Origin of the sequence: Bradyrhizobium sp. KBS0727, from assembly GCF_005937885.2 — a bacterium.
Classification (GTDB): Bacteria; Pseudomonadota; Alphaproteobacteria; order Rhizobiales; family Xanthobacteraceae; genus Bradyrhizobium.
Genome location: NZ_CP042176.1, coordinates 2325387 through 2343596 on the forward strand (window position 1 = coordinate 2325387; position 18210 = coordinate 2343596).

The window sequence follows — 18210 nt, forward strand, 5'->3', positions numbered from 1 at the left end:
GCAGATGCGCAATTGCGCATCGGGGTATCTCGAGATTCCGGGTTCGATGCTTTGCATCGCCCCGGAATGACGGAAGTAAAAGCTGGGATCGTTGACACCTCTGGTGCTTCGCCCCAAGACTGATGGGCCGCAAAACTGACAGACTACCCATGAGGCTTGGTCAACAAGCCCGTGCACACAGGAGAGAAACGTCGTGGAATCGTCTCGCCGAGCGGGAAGACCGCAATGAACATCGCGCTTTCGCCCGACGACCTCGCGCGCGCCTGTGCGGACGCGATGTGGAAGGAAGACGACGCCAGCAAGGGCCTCGGCATGAAAATTGTCGAGATCAGGCCGGGACAGGCGACGATGTCGATGACGGTGTTGCCGCACATGGTCAACGGCCAGCGTATCGCCCATGGCGGCTTCATCTTCCTGCTGGCCGATTCCACCTTTGCCTTTGCCTGCAACTCCCGCAACGAACGCGCGGTGGCGGCGCAGTGCGACATCACCTTCATTCGGCCGGGCAAGCTCGGCGACGTATTGGTCGCCACCGCGCGGGAAATTTCGCGCAGCGGCCGCTCTGGAATTTACGACGTCCGCGTCACCGCCGGCGACGTGGTGATCGCCGAGTTCCGCGGCCATTCCCGCACCATCGCCGGCACCTGGCTGCCGGTTGCGGGCGTGGAAGCCAAATAGACCGAGACGGGAGACATGTGATGGCCGTGACGAATACCCTATCCAGGACGACCGGTTACGTCCCTGAACTGGACCAGGCCGAGCGCGCCTCGCGCGACGAGATCATGGCGTTGCAGACCAAACGCCTCGCCTGGTCGCTGCAGCACGCCTATGACAACGTCGCGCACTACAAGAAGGCGTTCGACGCGGCCGGCGTGCATCCCTACGATTTCAGGCAACTGTCCGACCTCGCCAAATTCCCGTTCACGGTCAAGACCGATCTGCGCGACAATTACCCCTTCAACATGTTCGCGGTGCCGCGCGAAAAACTGGTGCGGGTCCATGCTTCCTCGGGCACCACCGGCAAGCCGATCGTGGTCGGCTACACCCAGGGCGATATCGATATCTGGGCGGACGTGATGGCACGCTCGATCCGCGCCGCCGGCGGCCGCACCGGCATGCTGATGCATAACGCCTATGGCTACGGCCTGTTCACCGGCGGGCTCGGCGCGCATTACGGCGCCGAAAAACTCGGCTGCACGGTGGTGCCGATCTCCGGCGGCATGACCGAGCGGCAGGTGCAACTGATCAACGACTTCAAGCCCGACATCATCACGGTGACGCCGAGCTACATGCTGGCTATCCTCGATGAATTCAAGAAGCAGCGGCTCGATCCGCGCAAATCGTCGTTGAAGTTCGGCATCTTCGGCGCCGAGCCCTGGACCAATGCGATGCGCGTCGAGATCGAGCATGCCTTCGACATGGACGCGACCGATATTTACGGTCTCTCCGAGGTGATCGGGCCCGGCGTGGCGCAGGAATGCGTGGAGACCAAGGACGGCCTGCATATCTGGGAGGATCATTTCTATCCCGAGGTGATCGATCCCGAGACCGGCGCGGTGCTGCCTGACGGCGAAAAGGGCGAACTGGTGTTCACCTCGCTGACCAAGGAAGGCTTTCCGATCATCCGCTACCGCACCCGCGACCTGACGCGGCTGTTGCCGGGCACGGCGCGGCCGGGCATGCGGCGGATGGAGAAGGTCACCGGGCGTTCGGACGACATGATCATCCTGCGCGGCGTCAACGTGTTCCCGACCCAGATCGAGGAAGCGCTGCTGGCGACCGACTGGTGCGGCGGTCATTTCATCATTGAACTGACGCGGGAGGGGCGGATGGACGAGATGACCGTGCTCGCCGAAGCCCGCCACGAGCACTGGGACGGCAGTGGCCTCGAGGCGCAGGCCGAAAAGGTCGCGGTCTTCATCAAGAACACCATCGGGATCAGCACGCAGATCAAGGTGGTCGCTCCCGACACGCTGGAACGCTCGCTCGGCAAGGCGAAACGGGTTTACGACAAGCGGCCGAAAGGGTAACCGTTTCTCTCTCACGAACGAGAGGTCGGAAGTCCTTGATGCCGGTTGCCCAGAAGCCAGACTCTCAGTCAATCGCGGTCCAGGCGCGCTGCGTGCGCCTGTCCGCAAAAGTCGCCGATGCCGCGTCGCTGGCGCCCGTGATCGAAACCCGTGTGCTGTCGCGCGCCGGGAGCGAACTGCTGATCGAGGTCAAGGCCGCCGCCGTCAATCCGTCGGATGTGAAAGCGGCAACCGGCCTGATGCCCTATGCGGTGTTTCCGCGCACGCCGGGGCGCGACTATGCGGGTGTCGTGATCGATGGCCCCGAGGCGTGGATCGGGCGCGAGGTGTTCGGCTCGTCGGGTGATCTCGGCATCCGCCGCGACGGCACCCACGCCACGCATCTTGTGGTCGAAGCCGACGCCGTGGTGGAAAAGCCGAAGGCACTTTCGTGGGAGGAAGCCGCCGGCATCGGCGTGCCCTTCGTTACCGCGATGGAAGGTCTGCGCCGCGCCGGTATCCCCAAGGCCGGCGAGACCGTGCTGGTCATGGGCGTCAACGGCAAGGTCGGCCAGGCCGCGACACAGATCGCGAGCTGGCACGGCGCCCGCGTGATCGGCGTCGTCCGCAGGAACGAGCCGTATGAAGGCCACGCCAATTCACCGGTCGAGGTCATCGACGCCTCCGCGACCGATGTCGCCGCGCGCGTTCGCGAATTGACCGGCGGCAAGGGCGCCGATGTCGTGTTCAACACCGTGGGCGATCCCTATTTTCAGGCCGCGCACAAATCGCTGGCACTGCGCGGGCGGCAGATCCTGATCGCTGCGGTCGACCGGATCGTGCAGTTCGATATCCTTGAATTCTATCGCGGCCAGCACACCTATGTCGGCATCGATACGCTCGGCCTGTCGTCGATCGCGACCGGCGCGGTGCTGAGGGAGCTGGGTCCCGGCTTCGCCAGCGGGCATCTCAAGCCGTTTCCGATCAGGCCGAACGCGATCTACCCGCTGGAACAAGCCAAGGCAGCCTTCATCGCGGTCGCCGGTTCGTCGCGCGACCGCGTGATCCTGCGGCCGTAAGTTAACCGTCATGCGGGGACGAAACAATTTGAGCTGTCATTCCGGGATGGTCCGAAGGACCAGACCCGGAATCTCGAGATTCCGGGTTCGATGCTTCGCATCGCCCCGGAATGACGGTCTAAATGGCTTCGCTCACACTGACGGAAAATACTGAGGAAACCGTCCATGGACTCCGCCACCATCATCATTCTCTCCGGTCTCGTGATCGGCCTGATCTACGGCGTGGTCGGGCTGCTGTCGGGCTTCTGCATGATGTCGAGCCTGCGCGGCTGGTGGGCGGAGGGCGATGGCCGGCTGGTGCGCACCTATGCGCTGGCGATGGGCGTTGCGGTTGCAGCAACCCAGTTGCTGGCAGCGCGCGGCGTCGTCGATATCGGCAAGTCGGTCTACCTGCAGCCGTCGTTCTCGGTGCCGTTGATGTTTGTCGGCGGGCTGTTGTTCGGCTATGGCATGGTGCTGTCGAACGGCTGCGGCTCGCGCGCGCTGGTGCTGCTGGGACGCGGCAACCTGCGCTCCTTCGTGGTGGTGGTCGTGCTGGCGATTTTCGCCGAGATGACGCTGAGGGGCCTGATCGCGCCGGCGCGGATCGCCATGGTCGGAGTCTCGCAGACCACGGTAAAGGCCAACTCGGTACCGGCGCTGCTGGCGGCGGCCGGCTTGAGCGAGGCGACGGCACGCATGCTGGCGGCCTCGGTGATCTCAGCGGCGCTGATCATCTTCGCCTTTGCGTATCCGGCGTTCCGGCGGTCGCCGGGCCAGATCGCCGCGGGTCTCGTCGTCGGCCTGCTGGTCGCGGCGGGCTGGTTCGCGACCGGCTACCTCGGCGCCGACGATTTCAACCCGACCCCGGTGACGTCGCTGACCTTCATCGCGCCGATCGCGGATGCGCTGCAATACGTCATGCTGTCGACGGGATCGACGCTCAATTTCGGTATCGTCACGGTATTCGGCGTGTTTGCCGGCAGCCTGGTCACGGCGCTCCTGACCGGACGGTTTCACCTCGAGGGCTATCAATCGCCGCGCCACATGCTGCGCTCGGCCGGCGGTGCCGCGCTGATGGGAGCGGGCGGTGTGATGGCGTTCGGCTGCTCGGTCGGGCAGGGGCTGACAGGCTTTTCGACGCTGGCGCTGGCGTCGCTGGTCGCGGTCGCCGGCATTATGCTTGGAACGGCCGCCGGCCTGCGTGGTGCTCTGCGCGTGCGCCCGCTGGCGGCGGCCTAATCCGATTCCTTGGTCAAAATCCGCACCTCGGACGTCAGCGTGCGATGTACCGGACATTTGTCGGCGATTTCCATCAGCCGCTTGCGCTGATCGGCGTCGAGCGCGCCCTCGATGGTGATCACCCGGTCGATCTGGTCGAGCATGCCATCCTTGGTTTCGCATTCGGCGCAGTCTTCGGCGTGGATCTTGTTGTGCGCCAGCGTCACGGTGATGCGATCGAGCGGCAGCGATTTGCGGTCGGCATACATTCGCATCGTCATCGATGTGCAGGCGCCAAGTCCGGCGAGCAGAAAATCATACGGCCCCGGCCCGGTATCCTGACCGCCGGCGGCGACCGGCTCATCGGCCAGCATCTGGTGCGGACCTGATGTGACCGTCTGCTGGAACTTGCTGTTGCGGGTCTCGCGCACCACGACGTTGCGCGGCCCTTCGTTCGCAACGGCAACCGGAGCGGCGGCGACAAGGTCGACGTACCGCTCGACCCAGGCTGCGATGACGTCGGCGACATAGGCGCCGTCGCGCTTGCCGCTCAACAGATGGTCCGCACCCGACAGCGAGACGAAACTCTTGGGATGTTTGGCGGCCAGGAAAATATGGGTTGCGTTGTCGATCCCGACAGTCTCGTCGGTCGGCGAATGCATGATCAGCAGCGCTTTGTGCAGCTTGGCGACATGCGCCATCAGCCCGTGTTCGGCGATATCGTCGAGGAATGCGCTGCTGATGTGGAACGGCCGGCCGGCGAGCTGCACTTCGACCTTGCCGTGTTTACGGATGTCCCCGATGCGATCCTTGAAAAGATGGGTGACATGGGCGGGATCGGAAGGCGCGGCGACGGTGACCACCGCTTTCGCATCCGGAATGTGGCCGGCGGCGGCCAGGATCGCGGCGCCGCCGAGGCTGTGGCCGATCAGGATTGCGGGCACGCCGCGGGTTTCGCGCAAATGATCGGCGGCGCGGACGAGGTCGGCGACGTTCGACGAGAAGGTCGAGTTGGCAAAATCGCCTTCGCTGGAGCCTAAGCCGGTAAAGTCGAACCGCAACACCGCAATGCCTTTGGCGGCAAGCGCGGTCGCAATCCGTTTGGCCGCCAGCACGTCCTTGCCGCAGGTGAAGCAATGCGCAAACAGCGCATAGGCGTGCACCGGCCCGTCCGGCAGATCCAGCGCGGCGGCAAGTTGATGTCCACCTTCTCCCGTGAATTGAAAGCGTTCAGTCGGCACGGGCATTCTCCTTCGCGTTGTTCTTCACCTCTCCCGACGGGAGAGGTGAAATCAGTCGCCGGAATAGCGTTGCTCGGCCCAGGGATCGCCGCGGTTGTGATAGCCGCGGACTTCCCAATAGCCGGATACGTCGTGGTCGAGGAACTCGATGCTCTGCAGCCACTTTGCGCTCTTCCAGAAATAGAGATGCGGCACCACCAGCCGCACCGGGCCGCCGTGCTCCTGCTCCAGCGGCTGGCCGGACCAGCTATGGGCGAGCAGGGCGTCCTCGGCCGCAAAGTCTTCGAGCGCCAGGTTAGTGGTGTAGCCGTCATGGGAATGCAGCATCACGAAGCGCGCCTCGTCGCGCGGCCGGCACGCCGTCAGGAGATCGCGGGTCGCGAGCCCTTCCCACGCGTTGTCGTAGCGCGACCAGGTGGTGACGCAATGGATGTCGGACACGAATTGAGTTTGCGGCTGGGCGGTGAACTGGGTAAAATCCCAGAAGATCGGATTTTCCACCGCGCCATAGACGTCGAGCCGCCAACGCTGGCGCGATATGTCCGGCGTCAGCCCGAGGTCGAGCGTCGGCCAATCCTGGGTCAGGTGCTGTCCCGGCGGCAGGCGCTGGTCTTCGGGGCGCGAAATCTTTCCGGTGAGAAATTTCCCCTCGCGCGCCCAACGCGCCTTGCTGCGCGTCAGCTTGCTCTCCGGCGGCGGCTCGGGGGCGTCGGTCATGCCAGGGCCGTTCATTCGTGGCGATGCATCGCCGAGTCATGTTTGGTGTCGCGCATGGTCGAATAGATGATCAGCGACAGGAAGATCATGCCGCTGAGATAGTAGTAGAACCAGTCTTCATGCCCGAGGCTCTTGAAGTAGAGCGCGACCGCGGGCGCGGTGCCGCCGAACACGGAGACGGTGATGGCATAGGGCAGGCCGACGCCGAGCGCGCGGACGTTGGTCGGGAACAATTCCGCCTTCACGATCGCGTTGATCGAGGTGTAACCGGCGACGAAAATCCAGGCGGCGCAGATCAGCAGGAAAGCCGTGAAGGGCGACTTGGTTTCCTTGAGCATGGTCAGGATCGGAACCGTCGCCAGCGTGCCGGCGAGGCCGAAGAAGATCAGCAGCGGCTTGCGGCCGATACGGTCGGACAGCGCGCCGTAGAGCGGCTGCAGCACGGTCGCGAAGATCAGCGAGCCGAAGATCACGAACGTGGTCTGGTCCTCGGTGAGGCCGACTGACAATTTGACGAAGGTCTGCATGTAGGTCGTGAAGGTGTAGAACGCCGCGGTGCCGCCCGCGGTAAGGCCGACCACCAGCAGCAGCTCGCGTGGATATTTCAGCAGGCCGCGGATCGAGCCCGAGGGTTTTGCGACCTTCTTGGCTTCTTCGAACGCCTCGGTCTCGTGCAAATTGCGCCGCATCACGGCGGCGAAGATCGCGAGCAGGGCGCCGATCACGAACGGGATCCGCCAGCCCCAGGCTTTCAGTTCCTCCGGCGTCAGGAATACCTTCTGCAGCAGCAACAGCACGATGATCGCGGTCAGTTGGCCGCCGATCAGCGTGACATATTGAAAGCTGGAATAGAAACCGCGGTGCTTGGGGTCGGCGACCTCGCTGAGATAGGTAGCGCTGGCGCCGTATTCGCCGCCCAGGCTCAACCCCTCGATCATTCGCGCCAGAGCCAGGATCGCCGGTGCGGCGATGCCGATCGAGGCATAGGTCGGCGTCACCGCGATGATCAGCGAGCCGAAACACATGCAGACCACCGACAGCGTCAGCGACAGCCGCCTGCCGTAGCGGTCGGCGATGAAGCCGAACAGCCAGCCGCCGAGCGGCCGCATCAGGAAGGTCGCGGCGAACAGCACCGCGACGTTGAGCTGCTGTACCACCGGATCGCTGTGCGGGAAGAACGCCGGCGCGAAGTACAGCGCGAACGCGGTGTAGGCGTAGAAATCGTACCATTCGACCAGATTGCCGACCGAGCCGATGAAGATCGCCTTGATCCGGCGTTCGACATCGCCGATGTCGAGGTGATCGTCCGCGGGCTTGATGGCCTGATCCGTCATGTCCGTTCTCCGCGAATGATCTGTCTCGATGTTCTATTCCCCAGCCGCCCGGATCGCAATCTCAGGCCGCCTCTGTTCGCTGGTGCACAAACCTCATCCTGAGGAGCGGCCACTTGGTCGCGTCTCGAAGGATGCAGGCCCGACCGGGGGCTCATGGTTCGAGACGGCGCTACGCGCCTCCTCACCATGAGGAGTTGCTTTCGCGCGCTTTATTTTGGAGGTCTTGGATCGATCGGGGTCGTGCCGCGAACTCCCAAAATATCTTCCAGCACCTTCGCGCCTGCCAGCAGTTGCGCCTCGCCGCGGTTCGGCGCGACCACCTGCAACCCGACCGGCAGGCCGGAGGCGGTAAATCCGCACGGCAGCGACAGCGCCGGACAGCACACCAGCGTGATCGCGTAGACGATGCCGAGCCATTCGACATAATTGTCGAATTTCTTGCCGGCGCATTCGGCGACGTAGCGGTTTTCGACCGGGAACGGCGGCACGATGGTCGCGGGCGCCAGCAGCAGGTCGTATTTTTCGAAGAATTCCAGCGTGCGCGCCGTCATGGCGACGCGCTGCGCCTCGGCGCGTTCGAGTTTCTCGACCGTCAGCTTGAGGCCTTCCTCGATATTCCAGATCACTTCCGGCTTGAGCTGGTCGCGTTTGGAACGCAGCAGCGCCGCCTTGGAGAGTGCGAAATCGAAGGCGCGCAGCACATGGAAACACTCGTGGGCCTCGCGCAGGTCGGGATGGGCTTCCTCGACGATGACCCCGGCCTCCGCAAAGCGCTGCGCGGCCTTGCGGGTGATGGCGGCGACTTCCGGATCGACCGGCGTGATGCCGAGGTCGGGCGAATAGGCGACCCGCTTCGGCTTGTTGCCGGAGCGCGCGGCGGACAGAAACGAAGCCGGCAGCAGCGGTAGCGATAGCGGATCGGCGGGATGCTCGCCGCTCATGGCGTCGAGCAGCAGCGCGAGATCCTCGACATTGCGGGCCATCGGGCCCTGGACGCCAAGATTGCGGTCGACCGCGGCCACCGGCGTATGCGCGACGCGGCCGATGCTCGGACGAAGTCCAACGATGCCGCAGAAGCTCGCCGGGTTCCGCAGGCTGCCGCCCATGTCGGAACCATGTGCCAGCCACGCCGTGCCGGTGGCGAGCGCAACGGCGGCGCCGCCCGAAGAGCCGGCAGCCGAGCGGGACGTGTCCCATGGATTGCGGGTCGCGCCGAACACTTCGTTAAAAGTGTTGGCTCCGGCGCCGAATTCCGGGGTGTTCGATTTGGCGTAGATTACGCCGCCGTTGTTTTCGAGATGCTCAACCAGGATGTCGGATTTCGCGGGGATGTTGTCTTTGTAGATCGGCGAGCCCTGCGTCGTCAGCACGCCGGCCACATTGGTGAGGTCCTTGATCGGCACCGGCAGTCCGGCGAGCATGCCGCGCTCGGAGGCCGGCTTCTTCATCAGCGCCTTGGCATGGTTGCGCGCGCGATCGAAGCAGAGCGTCGGCAGCGCGTTGACCTTGCCGTCGACCTCGGCGATCCGTTGCTCCAGCACGTCGAGCAGATCGAGCGGGCTGACTTCACCCGACCTGAGCTTGCCGACCACGGCAACCGCTGTCTCTCGTACCAGACTTTGATCCGCCACTTGCGCTTCTCCCGTTCCGTTTCTTCGGTGTGCATGGTGCTGTAGAACATTTTCCGGCAAAGTGGAACGCACTCGGGTTGTGGCTGGACGGAGATATCTGCATGACGACACTGTTTTCGGCGCTGGACTGGCGTGCCATGAGCCAGGAGGACCGCGACCGCGGCCTCAACAACGGCGAGCATGTCCCCGGCAGCGTCGAGATGGTGGCCGGCTGGGAACAACGTTCCGCCGACCTGCGCAAGCGTTTTCCTGCGCATATCGACCTCCGCTACGGCCCGCGCGAGCGTAACCGGATCGATTTCCTCAAAGCCGCCGACACCGCGCCGACGCTGCTCTTTATTCACGGCGGCTATTGGCAAAACCGCGCCAAGGAAGTGTTCACGGTGGTGGCCGAGGGTCCGATGGCGCATGGCATCAATGTCGCGCTGATCGGTTACACGCTGGCGCCGGATGCGACGCTGGACGAGATCGTCGCCGAAATCCATGCCGGCATCGATTTCCTCGCCGGGCAATTGTCCGCGCTCGGCGCCGCGGATGAAGGCATCGTGGTCTCCGGCTGGTCCGCGGGCGGCCATCTGACCTCGATGGCGCTGTCGCATCCGAAGGTACGGGCAGGAATGGCGATCTCCGGCATCTACGACCTCGAACTGATCCGCCATTCCTATCTCAATGAAAAATTGAAGGCGGATGAAGCGACATCGCACCGCAACTCGCCGATGATGCTGGCGGGCGGTCCGCTGAAACCGCTGTCGCTGGTGGTCGGCAGCGCAGAACTGCCGTTGCTGCGCAAACAGACCGCGGACTTTGCCGGGCATCGCGCAAGATATGGCTTGCCGGTGACCTGTGAGGAAATCCCCAGCGCCAACCACTTCACCATCATGGATGAAATGATGTCGCCGCGCGGGAGGATTACGACATTGATCCGGCAGTTGTTCGAGAGGACGGCCTAAGCCGTCATTGCGAGCGAAGCGAAGCAATCCATGACGTCGCAGCGGAAGCGTGGATTGCTTCGTCGCGGAGCCTGTCATCGGGCGCGCATTCGCGCGACCCGTTGGCTCCTCGCAATGACGGGGAACTACTGCAATCCTCATGGTGAGGAGGCGCGTAGCGCCGTCTCGAACCACGAGGCCCGCGGCCCATCCTTCGAGACGCCGCGCAATTGCGCGGCTCCTCAGGATGAGGTTGAACGTGCGGCTACCTAACCCCACCCCGACGTATGCCCACCATCGACCGTCACGATCACCCCCGACGTATAGCCGGAGCGGTCCGACGCCAGGAACGCCATCAGGTCGCCGATCTCGCGCGCGTGGGCGGGGCGGCCGAGCGGCATGTTCTTCTGGAATTCCTTGTAGCGGTTCTCGTCGCCGAACTGGTTCTTGGCGCGGGTCTTCAAGAGCGTGACGTGTCGGTCGGTACCGACCGGGCCCGGATTGATGCCGACCACGCGGATATTGTCGGCGAGGCTCTTGCCGCCGAGCCCGCGGGTGAAGGCCATCAACGCAGCATTGCCGGCGCTGCCGCAGATATAGTTGGCGTCGAACTTTTCACCGGCGGCACCGATGTCGTTGACGATGACGCCGTGGCCGCGCGCCTTCATCTGGGCGTAGATCGCGCGGGTGAGGTTGATATAGCCGAACACTTTCAGTTCCCAGGCGTGCCGCCAGGTCGCCTCGTCGATCTTGTCGATCGAGCCGCCGGGGATGTCGCCGGCGTTGTTGACGAGAATGTCGATGTCGGCGGCGTCTTTCGCCAATTTGGCGATATCCTCCGGCTTGCGCAGGTCGACGACATGGGCTGACGCGCCGATCTGGTGCGCGGAACGCAGGCGCTCGCACAGGGCCTTCAACTGCTCGCCATTGCGCGCCGCGAGCATGACGTCGCAGCCTTCCTCGGCGAAGGCTTCGGCGGCGGCCGCGCCAATGCCCTTGGAGGCGCCGGTGATCAGGACGCGCTTGCCGCGCAAATGCAGATCCATGGGAATGCTCGCTTGCTGGGGAAGGGGTGGTTGAGGGCAAAGGAATTAGAAGGCTTGGAATTGGCAGGCTGGAAATTGGTAGGCGGTGGCAGCCATGCCGGTCAACATTGCACTGCAGCGTTGCGCCGTGGCGCAGTTTGGTCCATTGCAAGGCCATCAAAACAGGCTGTGTTCCCGGCACGGCAAGAGACGCAAGGAATCCCAAGGATGAGCAAGAAAACCTATCGGATCGCGGTCATTCCCGGCGACGGCATCGGCAAGGAAGTGGTGCCGGAAGGCCTCCGCGTGCTGGAGGTGGCGGCGAAAAAGCACGGCGTGGCCGTGCATTTCGATCATTTCGACTTTGCGTCCTGGGACTATTACGAAAAGCACGGCGAGATGATGCCGGAGGACTGGAAGGCCAAGATCGGCAAGCACGACGCGATCTATTTCGGCGCGGTGGGCTGGCCTGCGAAAATCCCCGATCACATTTCGTTGTGGGGATCGCTGATCAAGTTCCGCAGGGAGTTCGATCAGTACGTCAATCTGCGGCCGGTGCGGCTGATGCCCGGCGTGCCGTCGCCGCTCGCCAACCGCAAGCCCGGCGATATCGATTTTTGGGTGGTGCGCGAAAACACCGAGGGTGAATATTCCTCGGTCGGCGGCCGCATGTTCCCCGATACCGACCGCGAGTTCGTCACCCAGCAGACCGTGATGACGCGGACCGGCGTCGACCGTATTCTCAAGTTCGCGTTCGAACTGGCGCAGTCGCGGCCGAAGAAGCACCTGACCTCGGCGACCAAGTCCAACGGCATTTCGATCACGATGCCCTATTGGGACGAGCGCGTGGAGGCGATGGCGAAGAACTATCCCGGCGTGAAGTGGGACAAGTACCACATCGACATTCTCACCGCGAACTTCGTGCTGCATCCCGACTGGTTCGATGTCGTGGTCGGCTCGAACCTGTTCGGCGATATCCTGTCTGACCTGGGTCCGGCCTGCACCGGCACCATCGGCATCGCGCCGTCGGGCAACATCAATCCGCCCGGGCTGTTCCCGTCGGTGTTCGAGCCGGTGCACGGCTCGGCGCCCGACATCGCGGGCCAGGGCATCGCCAATCCGATCGGCATGATCTGGTCGGGCGCGATGATGCTGGAGCATCTCGGCGAGAAGCAGGCGGCGGATTCGATCGTCGCGGCGATCGAGCGCACGCTCGGCGAACGCACACTGCGCACGCGCGATCTCGGCGGCAATGCCGACACCACGGCGTGCGGCAAGGCGGTCGCTGACATGGTGGACTGATTTATTCCTTCTCCCCTTGTGGGAGAAGGTGGCGGGCAGCGCCGGATGAGGGGGCTCTATCCGCGGAGACAGACCCCTCATCCGTCTCAATCGCGCTTTGCGCGATTGATCCACCTTCTCCCACAAGGGGAGAAGGGAAGTAAGGGCGGCGCTACGATACTACTTCGCAATCCTTCGGCAATGCTCCCACGCCGCCCTGATCAAATTCTCGCTCGCCTCGGGCGTGCGAAATGCCGAATGCGCCGACAGCGTCACGTTGGGCAGCTTGGTCAAGGGATGACCGGCCGGCAGCGGCTCGATGTTGAAGACGTCGAGGCCGGCATGGCGGAGCTGGCCGGACTTCAGCGCGTCGATCATCGCTTCTTCGTCGACGATGGCGCCGCGCGCGGTGTTGACCAGGATCGCGCCTGTCTTCATCGCCTCGATGCAGGCACGCGAAACAAGTCCGCGGGTCTCGTCGTTCAGCAGCAGGTGGATCGAGACCACGTCGCTTTCCGTCAGCAGCTCCTCGAGTTCGACGAATTCAACCTTTGGAAATTTCTTCGGCGACCGGTTCCAGGCGATCACGCGCATGCCGCTGCCGAGCGCGATGCGCGCGACCTCGGCCGCAATGCCGCCAAAACCGATCAGGCCGAGCGTCTTGCCGGTCAATTGCATGCCGTCGTCGCGCAGCCAGTTGCCGGCGCGCATTTCGCGGTCCATCTGGGCGATGCCGCGCGCGGCCGACCACATCAGCGCGATCGCACATTCAGCCACGGCGGTATCGCCATAGCCCTTGATCAGGTGCACGGAAATCCCGAGTTCGGCGAGTTCTTCCGGATTCATGTAGCTGCGCGCGCCGGTGCCGAGAAACACGACGTGTTTCAGCCCGGTGCATTGTTTCGCAATGTCAGAGGGTAGCGCGGTGTGATCGACGATCGCGATCTCGGCGCCGTCGAGCAGCTTTGGATAGTCTTCCGGCTTGATATCGGGATCGCGATGGACCCGCACCTCCGGATCGCCTGATTTGTGCAGCCGTTCGAAAATCACGGCCAGCGATTCGTTGGCGTCGACAAAAACTCCACGCACGGCACTTCCCCTCTTGTTGTCGGTCAGGACGCGACGCCGGCCAGCGCCAGCACGGTATGCATCAACACGTTGGCGCCTGCCGCGCAATCGGCTTGCGTGGCGTCCTCGAGTTCGTTGTGGCTGATGCCGTCCTTGCAGGGCACGAACACCATCGCCGCCGGCATCACGGTGTTGAGGTTGCAGGCATCGTGTCCGGCGCCGGAGGTGATGCGGCGATGCGAGTAGCCGAGCATCTTTGCAGCACCCTCCACAGCATCCACCAGCTTGGGATCGAAATGCGTCGGCGGCTTGCGCCAGACCAGATCGAGCTTCACATCGACCTTGCGTCGCGCGGAGATCTCGGCAATCGCGGCGCGCAAATCCTTGTCCAGCGCGTCCATGATCGCGGCGTCGGCGCTGCGGCAGTCCACGGTAAAGGCGATTTCGCCGGGGATGACGTTGCGCGAGGGATTGGCGATCACGGCCTCGCCGATGGTGCCGACCGCCTTCGGTCCGTGCTTCTTGGCTACCGATTCCATCGCCAGCACGATCTCGGACAAGGTCGCCAGCGCATCGCGCCGCAGCGGCATCGGCGTCGAGCCGGCATGGCTTTCGAAGCCGGTGATCTGGCCGTCGTACCACAATACGCCCTGGCCGGAACCGACCACGCCGATGGTCTTGTTCTCGGCTTCGAGGATCGGGCCCTGTTCGATATGCAATTCGACGAACCCTGAGAATTTTTGGCGACCCACCGGGCTTTCGCCGCGATAGCCGATGCTGTCGAGCGCTTCCCCGACCGTGACGCCGTCAATATCCTTGCGCGACAGAATGTCGTCGGTGGTGAAGTCGCCGACATAGGCGGCCGACGCCATCATCGCCGGAGCGAAGCGCGAACCTTCCTCGTTGGTCCAGTTGCAGATGCAGATCGGCGTCTCGGTTTCGATGCCGGCATCGTTGAGGGTGCGGACCACTTCCAGCGCCGCCAGCGTGCCGAGCACGCCGTCGTATTTGCCCCCCGTCGGTTGGGTATCGAGATGCGAGCCGAGCCCGACCGGCGCCTTCGACATGTCGCGGCCCTTGCGCAGGCCGAACATCGAGCCGAGCGTATCGACATGCACTTCGAGCCCCGCGGCCTCGCAGGCTTTGCGGAACCAGTCGCGCACCTGCTTGTCCTCGGGCCCCAGCGTCAGCCGCCGCACGCCGCCTTTCGGCGTGGCGCCGAATTTCGCGGTTTCGTGAATGGTACCCCACAGCCGGGCTGAATCGATCTGCAGGTTGGAGGCGATTTTTGTCATGGGGTCATTCCGGGATCAGGCGATGCGCGCAGGCGAGCATTTTCAATGACGCGCCCGCCGCGGCGCGTCAACAATGACGCCGCCCCGCGCCAGGTTGGCGGCGAGTTCGGCCACGCGTTCCACCGCGACGGTGTCGGGGGAGGCGAGCCAGCTCGCCGAAAACGTCAGCAGCGGCATTGGCTGGTCGGTCGTCAGTAATTGCAGCCGGCCGTCGGCCAGTTCGTTTTCGACGATCGCGGTCGGAATCACGGCAATGCCCAGCCCTTCGATCGCCATGTGGATGACGGTCGCCAACGAGGCGCTGGCGTGAAGGCGCATTGGTGGCAGGTCCGGGCGGTTGAACAGCGCGCGCACCTGCTCGTAGGGCTGGGTCTTGCGCGGGAAGGTGATGATCGGGAATTTCGCCAGGTCGTGCACGGTCAGCCTGCGGTCGCCGAGTCCGAGCGCGGGGCTTGCCAGAAAACCCACGGGATAATCGCACAACACGCGGTTGCTGACCGTCGGCGCGGTCAGCGGCCCCAGCAGGAACGCGAGTTCGATTTCCTGCGCCAACAGCCGGGTCCGCAGGTTAGAGGTAATGTCGACCTCGATTTCGAGCGAAAGATTGGGGTAGGCGTGATTGACGCTCTTGATCAGTTGCGAGAGCCAGGTGTGCACGATGGTCTCGGCGACGCCGAGCCGCAGCACGCCGCGCATGGCCGAGCGGTCGCCGACCACGGCCAGCATTTCCGAACGCAACCCGATCAGCTTCTCGGCGTAGACCATCAGTTGCCGGCCGCTCGGCGTCGGCAGTACCATGCGGCGGTCGCGCTGCAGCAGCCGGACCCCCACCTCGCGCTCGAGTTGGGCGATCCGCTGCGAAATGGCCGGCTGGGTGGTGTTGAGCTTCTGGGCGGCGCCGCGGAAGCTGCCGAGCGTCACCACCCACATGAAGGTCTCAATTGCCTTGAAATCAGCCATGCATACTCTGCCTACAAGTCGATAAATCAGATTTATCGATCTTGATCAAAAAACAAGATTAGACATTATCATAGCCATATGCGGGAGTAGATGTCGACCCGATTGGAGCTGTTGCAACGATGACCAGCTTGGCGAGAACCGAACGACCCGCCGACGATACGTCCAATTTATCGCCGAGCGTTTTGGCCCGGCACGCCTGCCGCACCGGCATGGCCTCCAGCACGGCCGGCGTGGCCGACGGCTTCGTCCAGGGCAATCTCGCCATCATGCCCGAGAAACTCGCCAACGCTTTTCACCGGTTCTGCCAGCTCAATCCCAAACCGTGCCCGATCATCGGCATGTCCGACGTCGGCGATCCCCGCATTCCCGCGCTCGGCATCGACCTCGACATCCGCACCGACTTGCCGCGCTACCGGGTCTGGCGCGACGGCGCGGTGGTGGAAGAACCGACCGACATCATGGCGCATTGGCGCGACGATCTCGTGGCCTTCGTAATCGGCTGCTCGTTCTCGTTCGAAGAAGCGCTGCGGGCGGACGGCCTGCCGATCCGTCACACCGAGCGCAACGTCCGCGTTCCCATGTACCGCACCAATATCGCCTGCCAGCCGTCGGGACCGTTCGCGGGTCCGATGGTGGTGTCGATGCGGCCGTTCAAGCCGGCGGATGCGATCCGCGCGGTGCAGATCACCTCGCGCTTTCCTTCCGTGCACGGCGCGCCGGTGCATCTCGGCCATCCCTCATCGATCGGCATCGCCGACATTGCCAAGCCCGACTACGGCGATCCGGTTCCGGTAGCAGACGACGAGATCCCGGTGTTCTGGGCCTGCGGCGTGACGCCGCAATCGGTCATATCAGCCGCAAAGCTGCCGTTTGCGATCACGCATGCGCCCGGACTGATGCTGGTGACCGATCTCCTGAACAAGCATCTTGCCGTGCTTTGAAGCAGTCCATGCCGCGCATTGAGGCTTTACCGTAACCGTCAACCGTTTCATCGATAACTACTGGCCAACAGGGGATTTTGTTATGAACATCACGCGCCGTAACGTGTTGCTTGGAGCCACTGCCGCCGCCGCGCTGGCGCCGATCGCGAGCCGCGCGCAGACCTCCGAAGTGGTGATCGGCGTCATCTATCCGTTCTCCGGCGCCAGTGCCCAGCAGGGCGTCGATGCCCAGAAGGCCTACGAGACCGCGCTCGAAATCATCAACAAGGATTACGATTTCGATCTGCCGCTGGCCAAAGGCGAAGGTTTGCCCGGCCTCGGCGGCGCCAAGATCCGCCTCGTGTTTGCCGACCACCAGTCCGATCCGCAAAAGGGCCGCGCCGAGACCGAACGCCTGATCACGCAGGAAAAAGTCTGCGCTGTCATCGGTACCTATCAGAGCGCGGTCGCGGTGACCGTCAGCCAGGTTTGCGAGCGCTACCAGACCCCGTTCATCTCGGCCGACAACTCCTCGCCGAGCCTGCATCGCCGCGGCCTCAAATACTATTTCCGCGCCGCGCCGCATGACGAGATGTATTCGCAAGCGATGTTCGATTTCTTCGATGCCATGAAGAAGAAGGGCACCAAGATCGAAACGCTGGCGCTGTTCCACGAGGATACGATCTTCGGAACCGACTCCGCCAACGCGCAGACCAAGCTCGCCGGCGAGCGCGGCTACAAGATCGTCGCCGACATCAAATATCGTTCGAACTCGCCGTCGCTGTCATCAGAAGTGCAGCAGCTCAAGGCGGCGAATGCCGACGTGCTGATGCCCTCGAGCTACACCACCGACGGCATCCTGCTGGTCAAGACCATGGCCGAGCTTGGTTACAAGCCCAACGCCATCGTGGCCCAGGACGCGGGCTTCTCGGAAAAGGCGCTGTATGATGCCGTCGGCGACAAGCTCGGAGGCGTGATCTCGCGCGGCACCTTCTCGCTCGATCTCGCCGCCAAGCGGCCGATGGTCGGCAAGGTCAACGCCATGTTCAAGGAGAAGTCGGGCAAGGATTTCAACGATCTGACGTCGCGGCAGTTCATGGGCCTGATCGTGATGGCGGAAGCCATCAACCGCGCCAAGTCCACCGAGGGCGAGAAGATCCGCGACGCCCTGGCCGCGACCGACATTGCCGGCGAACAGACCATCATGCCGTGGAAGCGCATCAAGTTCGACGACCTGGGCCAGAACAACGACGCCGATCCGGTGCTGCTGCAGTATATCGGCGGCAAGTTCGTCACCATCTCCCCGCCGCAAGCCGCCGTCGCCGAAGCCACCTGGCCGATGACGTAATCGGCCGGCACGGGGGCGGGGGCCATGACAGTGGGGACGATTGATCAAAGTGACGCTCTCTCCGTCATTGCGAGGAGCGAAGCGACGAAGCAGTCCACTCTTTCTTTTTGTCGCGCGATGGATTGCTTCGCTTCGCTCGCAATGAAGGAAGATAATGCCTCCGACCTGGAGCG

Annotated in this window: 16 protein-coding genes; 8 read left to right on the top strand and 8 right to left on the bottom strand. The window is 63.7% G+C overall.

Annotation, left to right across the window (positions count from 1 at the left end):
• The first annotated feature begins 225 nt into the window (after window positions 1-225).
• The 4 genes from paaI to FFI89_RS10625 all read left to right on the top strand — a co-directional run bounded on the left by paaI (window position 226) and on the right by FFI89_RS10625 (window position 4309).
• Entirely contained in the window at window positions 226-678 is a 453-nt protein-coding gene (gene paaI / locus FFI89_RS10610) for a hydroxyphenylacetyl-CoA thioesterase PaaI (protein ID WP_138835397.1), read from the top strand.
• Window positions 679-698: 20 nt separating this feature from the next.
• A complete protein-coding gene (paaK, locus tag FFI89_RS10615) occupies window positions 699-2030 on the top strand; it encodes a phenylacetate--CoA ligase PaaK (protein WP_138835399.1) in 1332 nt (443 codons plus the stop codon).
• 38 nt (window positions 2031-2068) lie between these two features.
• The gene (locus FFI89_RS10620) at window positions 2069-3088 is read left to right on the top strand and encodes a zinc-binding alcohol dehydrogenase family protein (protein ID WP_138835401.1); all 1020 of its coding nucleotides are present in this window, start codon (window positions 2069-2071) and stop codon (window positions 3086-3088) included.
• Window positions 3089-3253: 165 nt separating this feature from the next.
• Complete coding sequence (locus tag FFI89_RS10625; RefSeq protein WP_138835403.1) at window positions 3254-4309, top strand: YeeE/YedE family protein; 1056 nt, start codon at window positions 3254-3256, stop codon at window positions 4307-4309.
• Here the strand turns inward: FFI89_RS10625 and FFI89_RS10630 are convergent.
• The 4 genes from FFI89_RS10630 to FFI89_RS10645 form a co-directional block, all read right to left on the bottom strand.
• The gene (locus FFI89_RS10630) at window positions 4306-5529 is read right to left on the bottom strand and encodes a bifunctional alpha/beta hydrolase/OsmC family protein (RefSeq protein ID WP_138835405.1); all 1224 of its coding nucleotides are present in this window, start codon (window positions 5527-5529) and stop codon (window positions 4306-4308) included. The genes FFI89_RS10625 and FFI89_RS10630 overlap by 4 nt on opposite strands.
• Window positions 5530-5580: 51 nt before the next feature.
• On the bottom strand, window positions 5581-6246 hold the full coding sequence (locus FFI89_RS10635) for a sulfite oxidase-like oxidoreductase (protein WP_138835407.1): 666 nt from the start codon (window positions 6244-6246) through the stop codon (window positions 5581-5583).
• An 11-nt stretch (window positions 6247-6257) separates the two neighbouring features.
• On the bottom strand, window positions 6258-7580 hold the full coding sequence (locus tag FFI89_RS10640; protein WP_138835409.1) for an MFS transporter: 1323 nt from the start codon (window positions 7578-7580) through the stop codon (window positions 6258-6260).
• Between the two features lie 209 nt (window positions 7581-7789).
• Window positions 7790-9211 (bottom strand): amidase, encoded by a 1422-nt coding sequence (locus tag FFI89_RS10645; RefSeq protein WP_138835411.1) that lies wholly within the window; start codon window positions 9209-9211, stop codon window positions 7790-7792.
• A 101-nt stretch (window positions 9212-9312) separates the two neighbouring features.
• On the opposite strand from FFI89_RS10645, the gene FFI89_RS10650 reads away from it, so the two are divergent.
• Window positions 9313-10161: an alpha/beta hydrolase gene (locus FFI89_RS10650; protein ID WP_138835413.1), complete on the top strand. Its 849-nt coding sequence runs from the start codon at window positions 9313-9315 to the stop codon at window positions 10159-10161.
• Between the two features lie 248 nt (window positions 10162-10409).
• On the opposite strand, the gene FFI89_RS10655 is transcribed toward FFI89_RS10650, so the two are convergent.
• Window positions 10410-11186 carry an SDR family oxidoreductase gene (locus tag FFI89_RS10655; RefSeq protein WP_138835415.1) on the bottom strand — a complete coding sequence of 259 codons (777 nt, stop codon included), beginning with the start codon at window positions 11184-11186 and terminating at the stop codon, window positions 10410-10412.
• Between the two features lie 207 nt (window positions 11187-11393).
• Here FFI89_RS10655 and FFI89_RS10660 point away from each other — a divergent pair, with 207 nt between their 5' ends.
• A complete protein-coding gene (locus FFI89_RS10660; protein WP_138835417.1) occupies window positions 11394-12467 on the top strand; it encodes a tartrate dehydrogenase in 1074 nt (357 codons plus the stop codon).
• Window positions 12468-12626: 159 nt separating this feature from the next.
• Here the strand turns inward: FFI89_RS10660 and FFI89_RS10665 are convergent, their stop codons facing one another.
• The 3 genes from FFI89_RS10665 to FFI89_RS10675 are packed head-to-tail and all read right to left on the bottom strand — an operon-like array spanning window position 12627 to window position 15769.
• Window positions 12627-13535 carry an NAD(P)-dependent oxidoreductase gene (locus FFI89_RS10665; RefSeq protein ID WP_138835419.1) on the bottom strand — a complete coding sequence of 303 codons (909 nt, stop codon included), beginning with the start codon at window positions 13533-13535 and terminating at the stop codon, window positions 12627-12629.
• Window positions 13536-13558: 23 nt separating this feature from the next.
• Window positions 13559-14809: a Zn-dependent hydrolase gene (locus tag FFI89_RS10670; RefSeq protein WP_138835421.1), complete on the bottom strand. Its 1251-nt coding sequence runs from the start codon at window positions 14807-14809 to the stop codon at window positions 13559-13561.
• A 42-nt stretch (window positions 14810-14851) separates the two neighbouring features.
• Window positions 14852-15769 carry a LysR family transcriptional regulator gene (locus FFI89_RS10675; protein ID WP_138835423.1) on the bottom strand — a complete coding sequence of 306 codons (918 nt, stop codon included), beginning with the start codon at window positions 15767-15769 and terminating at the stop codon, window positions 14852-14854.
• 119 nt (window positions 15770-15888) lie between these two features.
• Here FFI89_RS10675 and FFI89_RS10680 point away from each other — a divergent pair, with 119 nt between their 5' ends.
• Window positions 15889-16710, top strand: a complete 822-nt coding sequence (locus tag FFI89_RS10680; RefSeq protein WP_138835426.1) for a putative hydro-lyase — start codon at window positions 15889-15891, stop codon at window positions 16708-16710.
• An 82-nt stretch (window positions 16711-16792) separates the two neighbouring features.
• Window positions 16793-18037: an ABC transporter substrate-binding protein gene (locus FFI89_RS10685; RefSeq protein WP_138835429.1), complete on the top strand. Its 1245-nt coding sequence runs from the start codon at window positions 16793-16795 to the stop codon at window positions 18035-18037.
• Window positions 18038-18210: the final 173 nt, after the last annotated feature.

Coding starts and splice junctions, on each gene's coding strand:
- paaI (WP_138835397.1), top strand. CDS start 226: ATGAACATCGCGCTTTCGCCCGACGACCTCGCGCGCGCCTGTGCGGAC.
- paaK (WP_138835399.1), top strand. CDS start 699: ATGGCCGTGACGAATACCCTATCCAGGACGACCGGTTACGTCCCTGAA.
- FFI89_RS10620 (WP_138835401.1), top strand. CDS start 2,069: ATGCCGGTTGCCCAGAAGCCAGACTCTCAGTCAATCGCGGTCCAGGCG.
- FFI89_RS10625 (WP_138835403.1), top strand. CDS start 3,254: ATGGACTCCGCCACCATCATCATTCTCTCCGGTCTCGTGATCGGCCTG.
- FFI89_RS10635 (WP_138835407.1), bottom strand. CDS start 6,246: ATGACCGACGCCCCCGAGCCGCCGCCGGAGAGCAAGCTGACGCGCAGC.
- FFI89_RS10640 (WP_138835409.1), bottom strand. CDS start 7,580: ATGACGGATCAGGCCATCAAGCCCGCGGACGATCACCTCGACATCGGC.
- FFI89_RS10650 (WP_138835413.1), top strand. CDS start 9,313: ATGACGACACTGTTTTCGGCGCTGGACTGGCGTGCCATGAGCCAGGAG.
- FFI89_RS10655 (WP_138835415.1), bottom strand. CDS start 11,186: ATGGATCTGCATTTGCGCGGCAAGCGCGTCCTGATCACCGGCGCCTCC.
- FFI89_RS10660 (WP_138835417.1), top strand. CDS start 11,394: ATGAGCAAGAAAACCTATCGGATCGCGGTCATTCCCGGCGACGGCATC.
- FFI89_RS10670 (WP_138835421.1), bottom strand. CDS start 14,809: ATGACAAAAATCGCCTCCAACCTGCAGATCGATTCAGCCCGGCTGTGG.
- FFI89_RS10675 (WP_138835423.1), bottom strand. CDS start 15,769: ATGGCTGATTTCAAGGCAATTGAGACCTTCATGTGGGTGGTGACGCTC.
- FFI89_RS10680 (WP_138835426.1), top strand. CDS start 15,889: ATGACCAGCTTGGCGAGAACCGAACGACCCGCCGACGATACGTCCAAT.
- FFI89_RS10685 (WP_138835429.1), top strand. CDS start 16,793: ATGAACATCACGCGCCGTAACGTGTTGCTTGGAGCCACTGCCGCCGCC.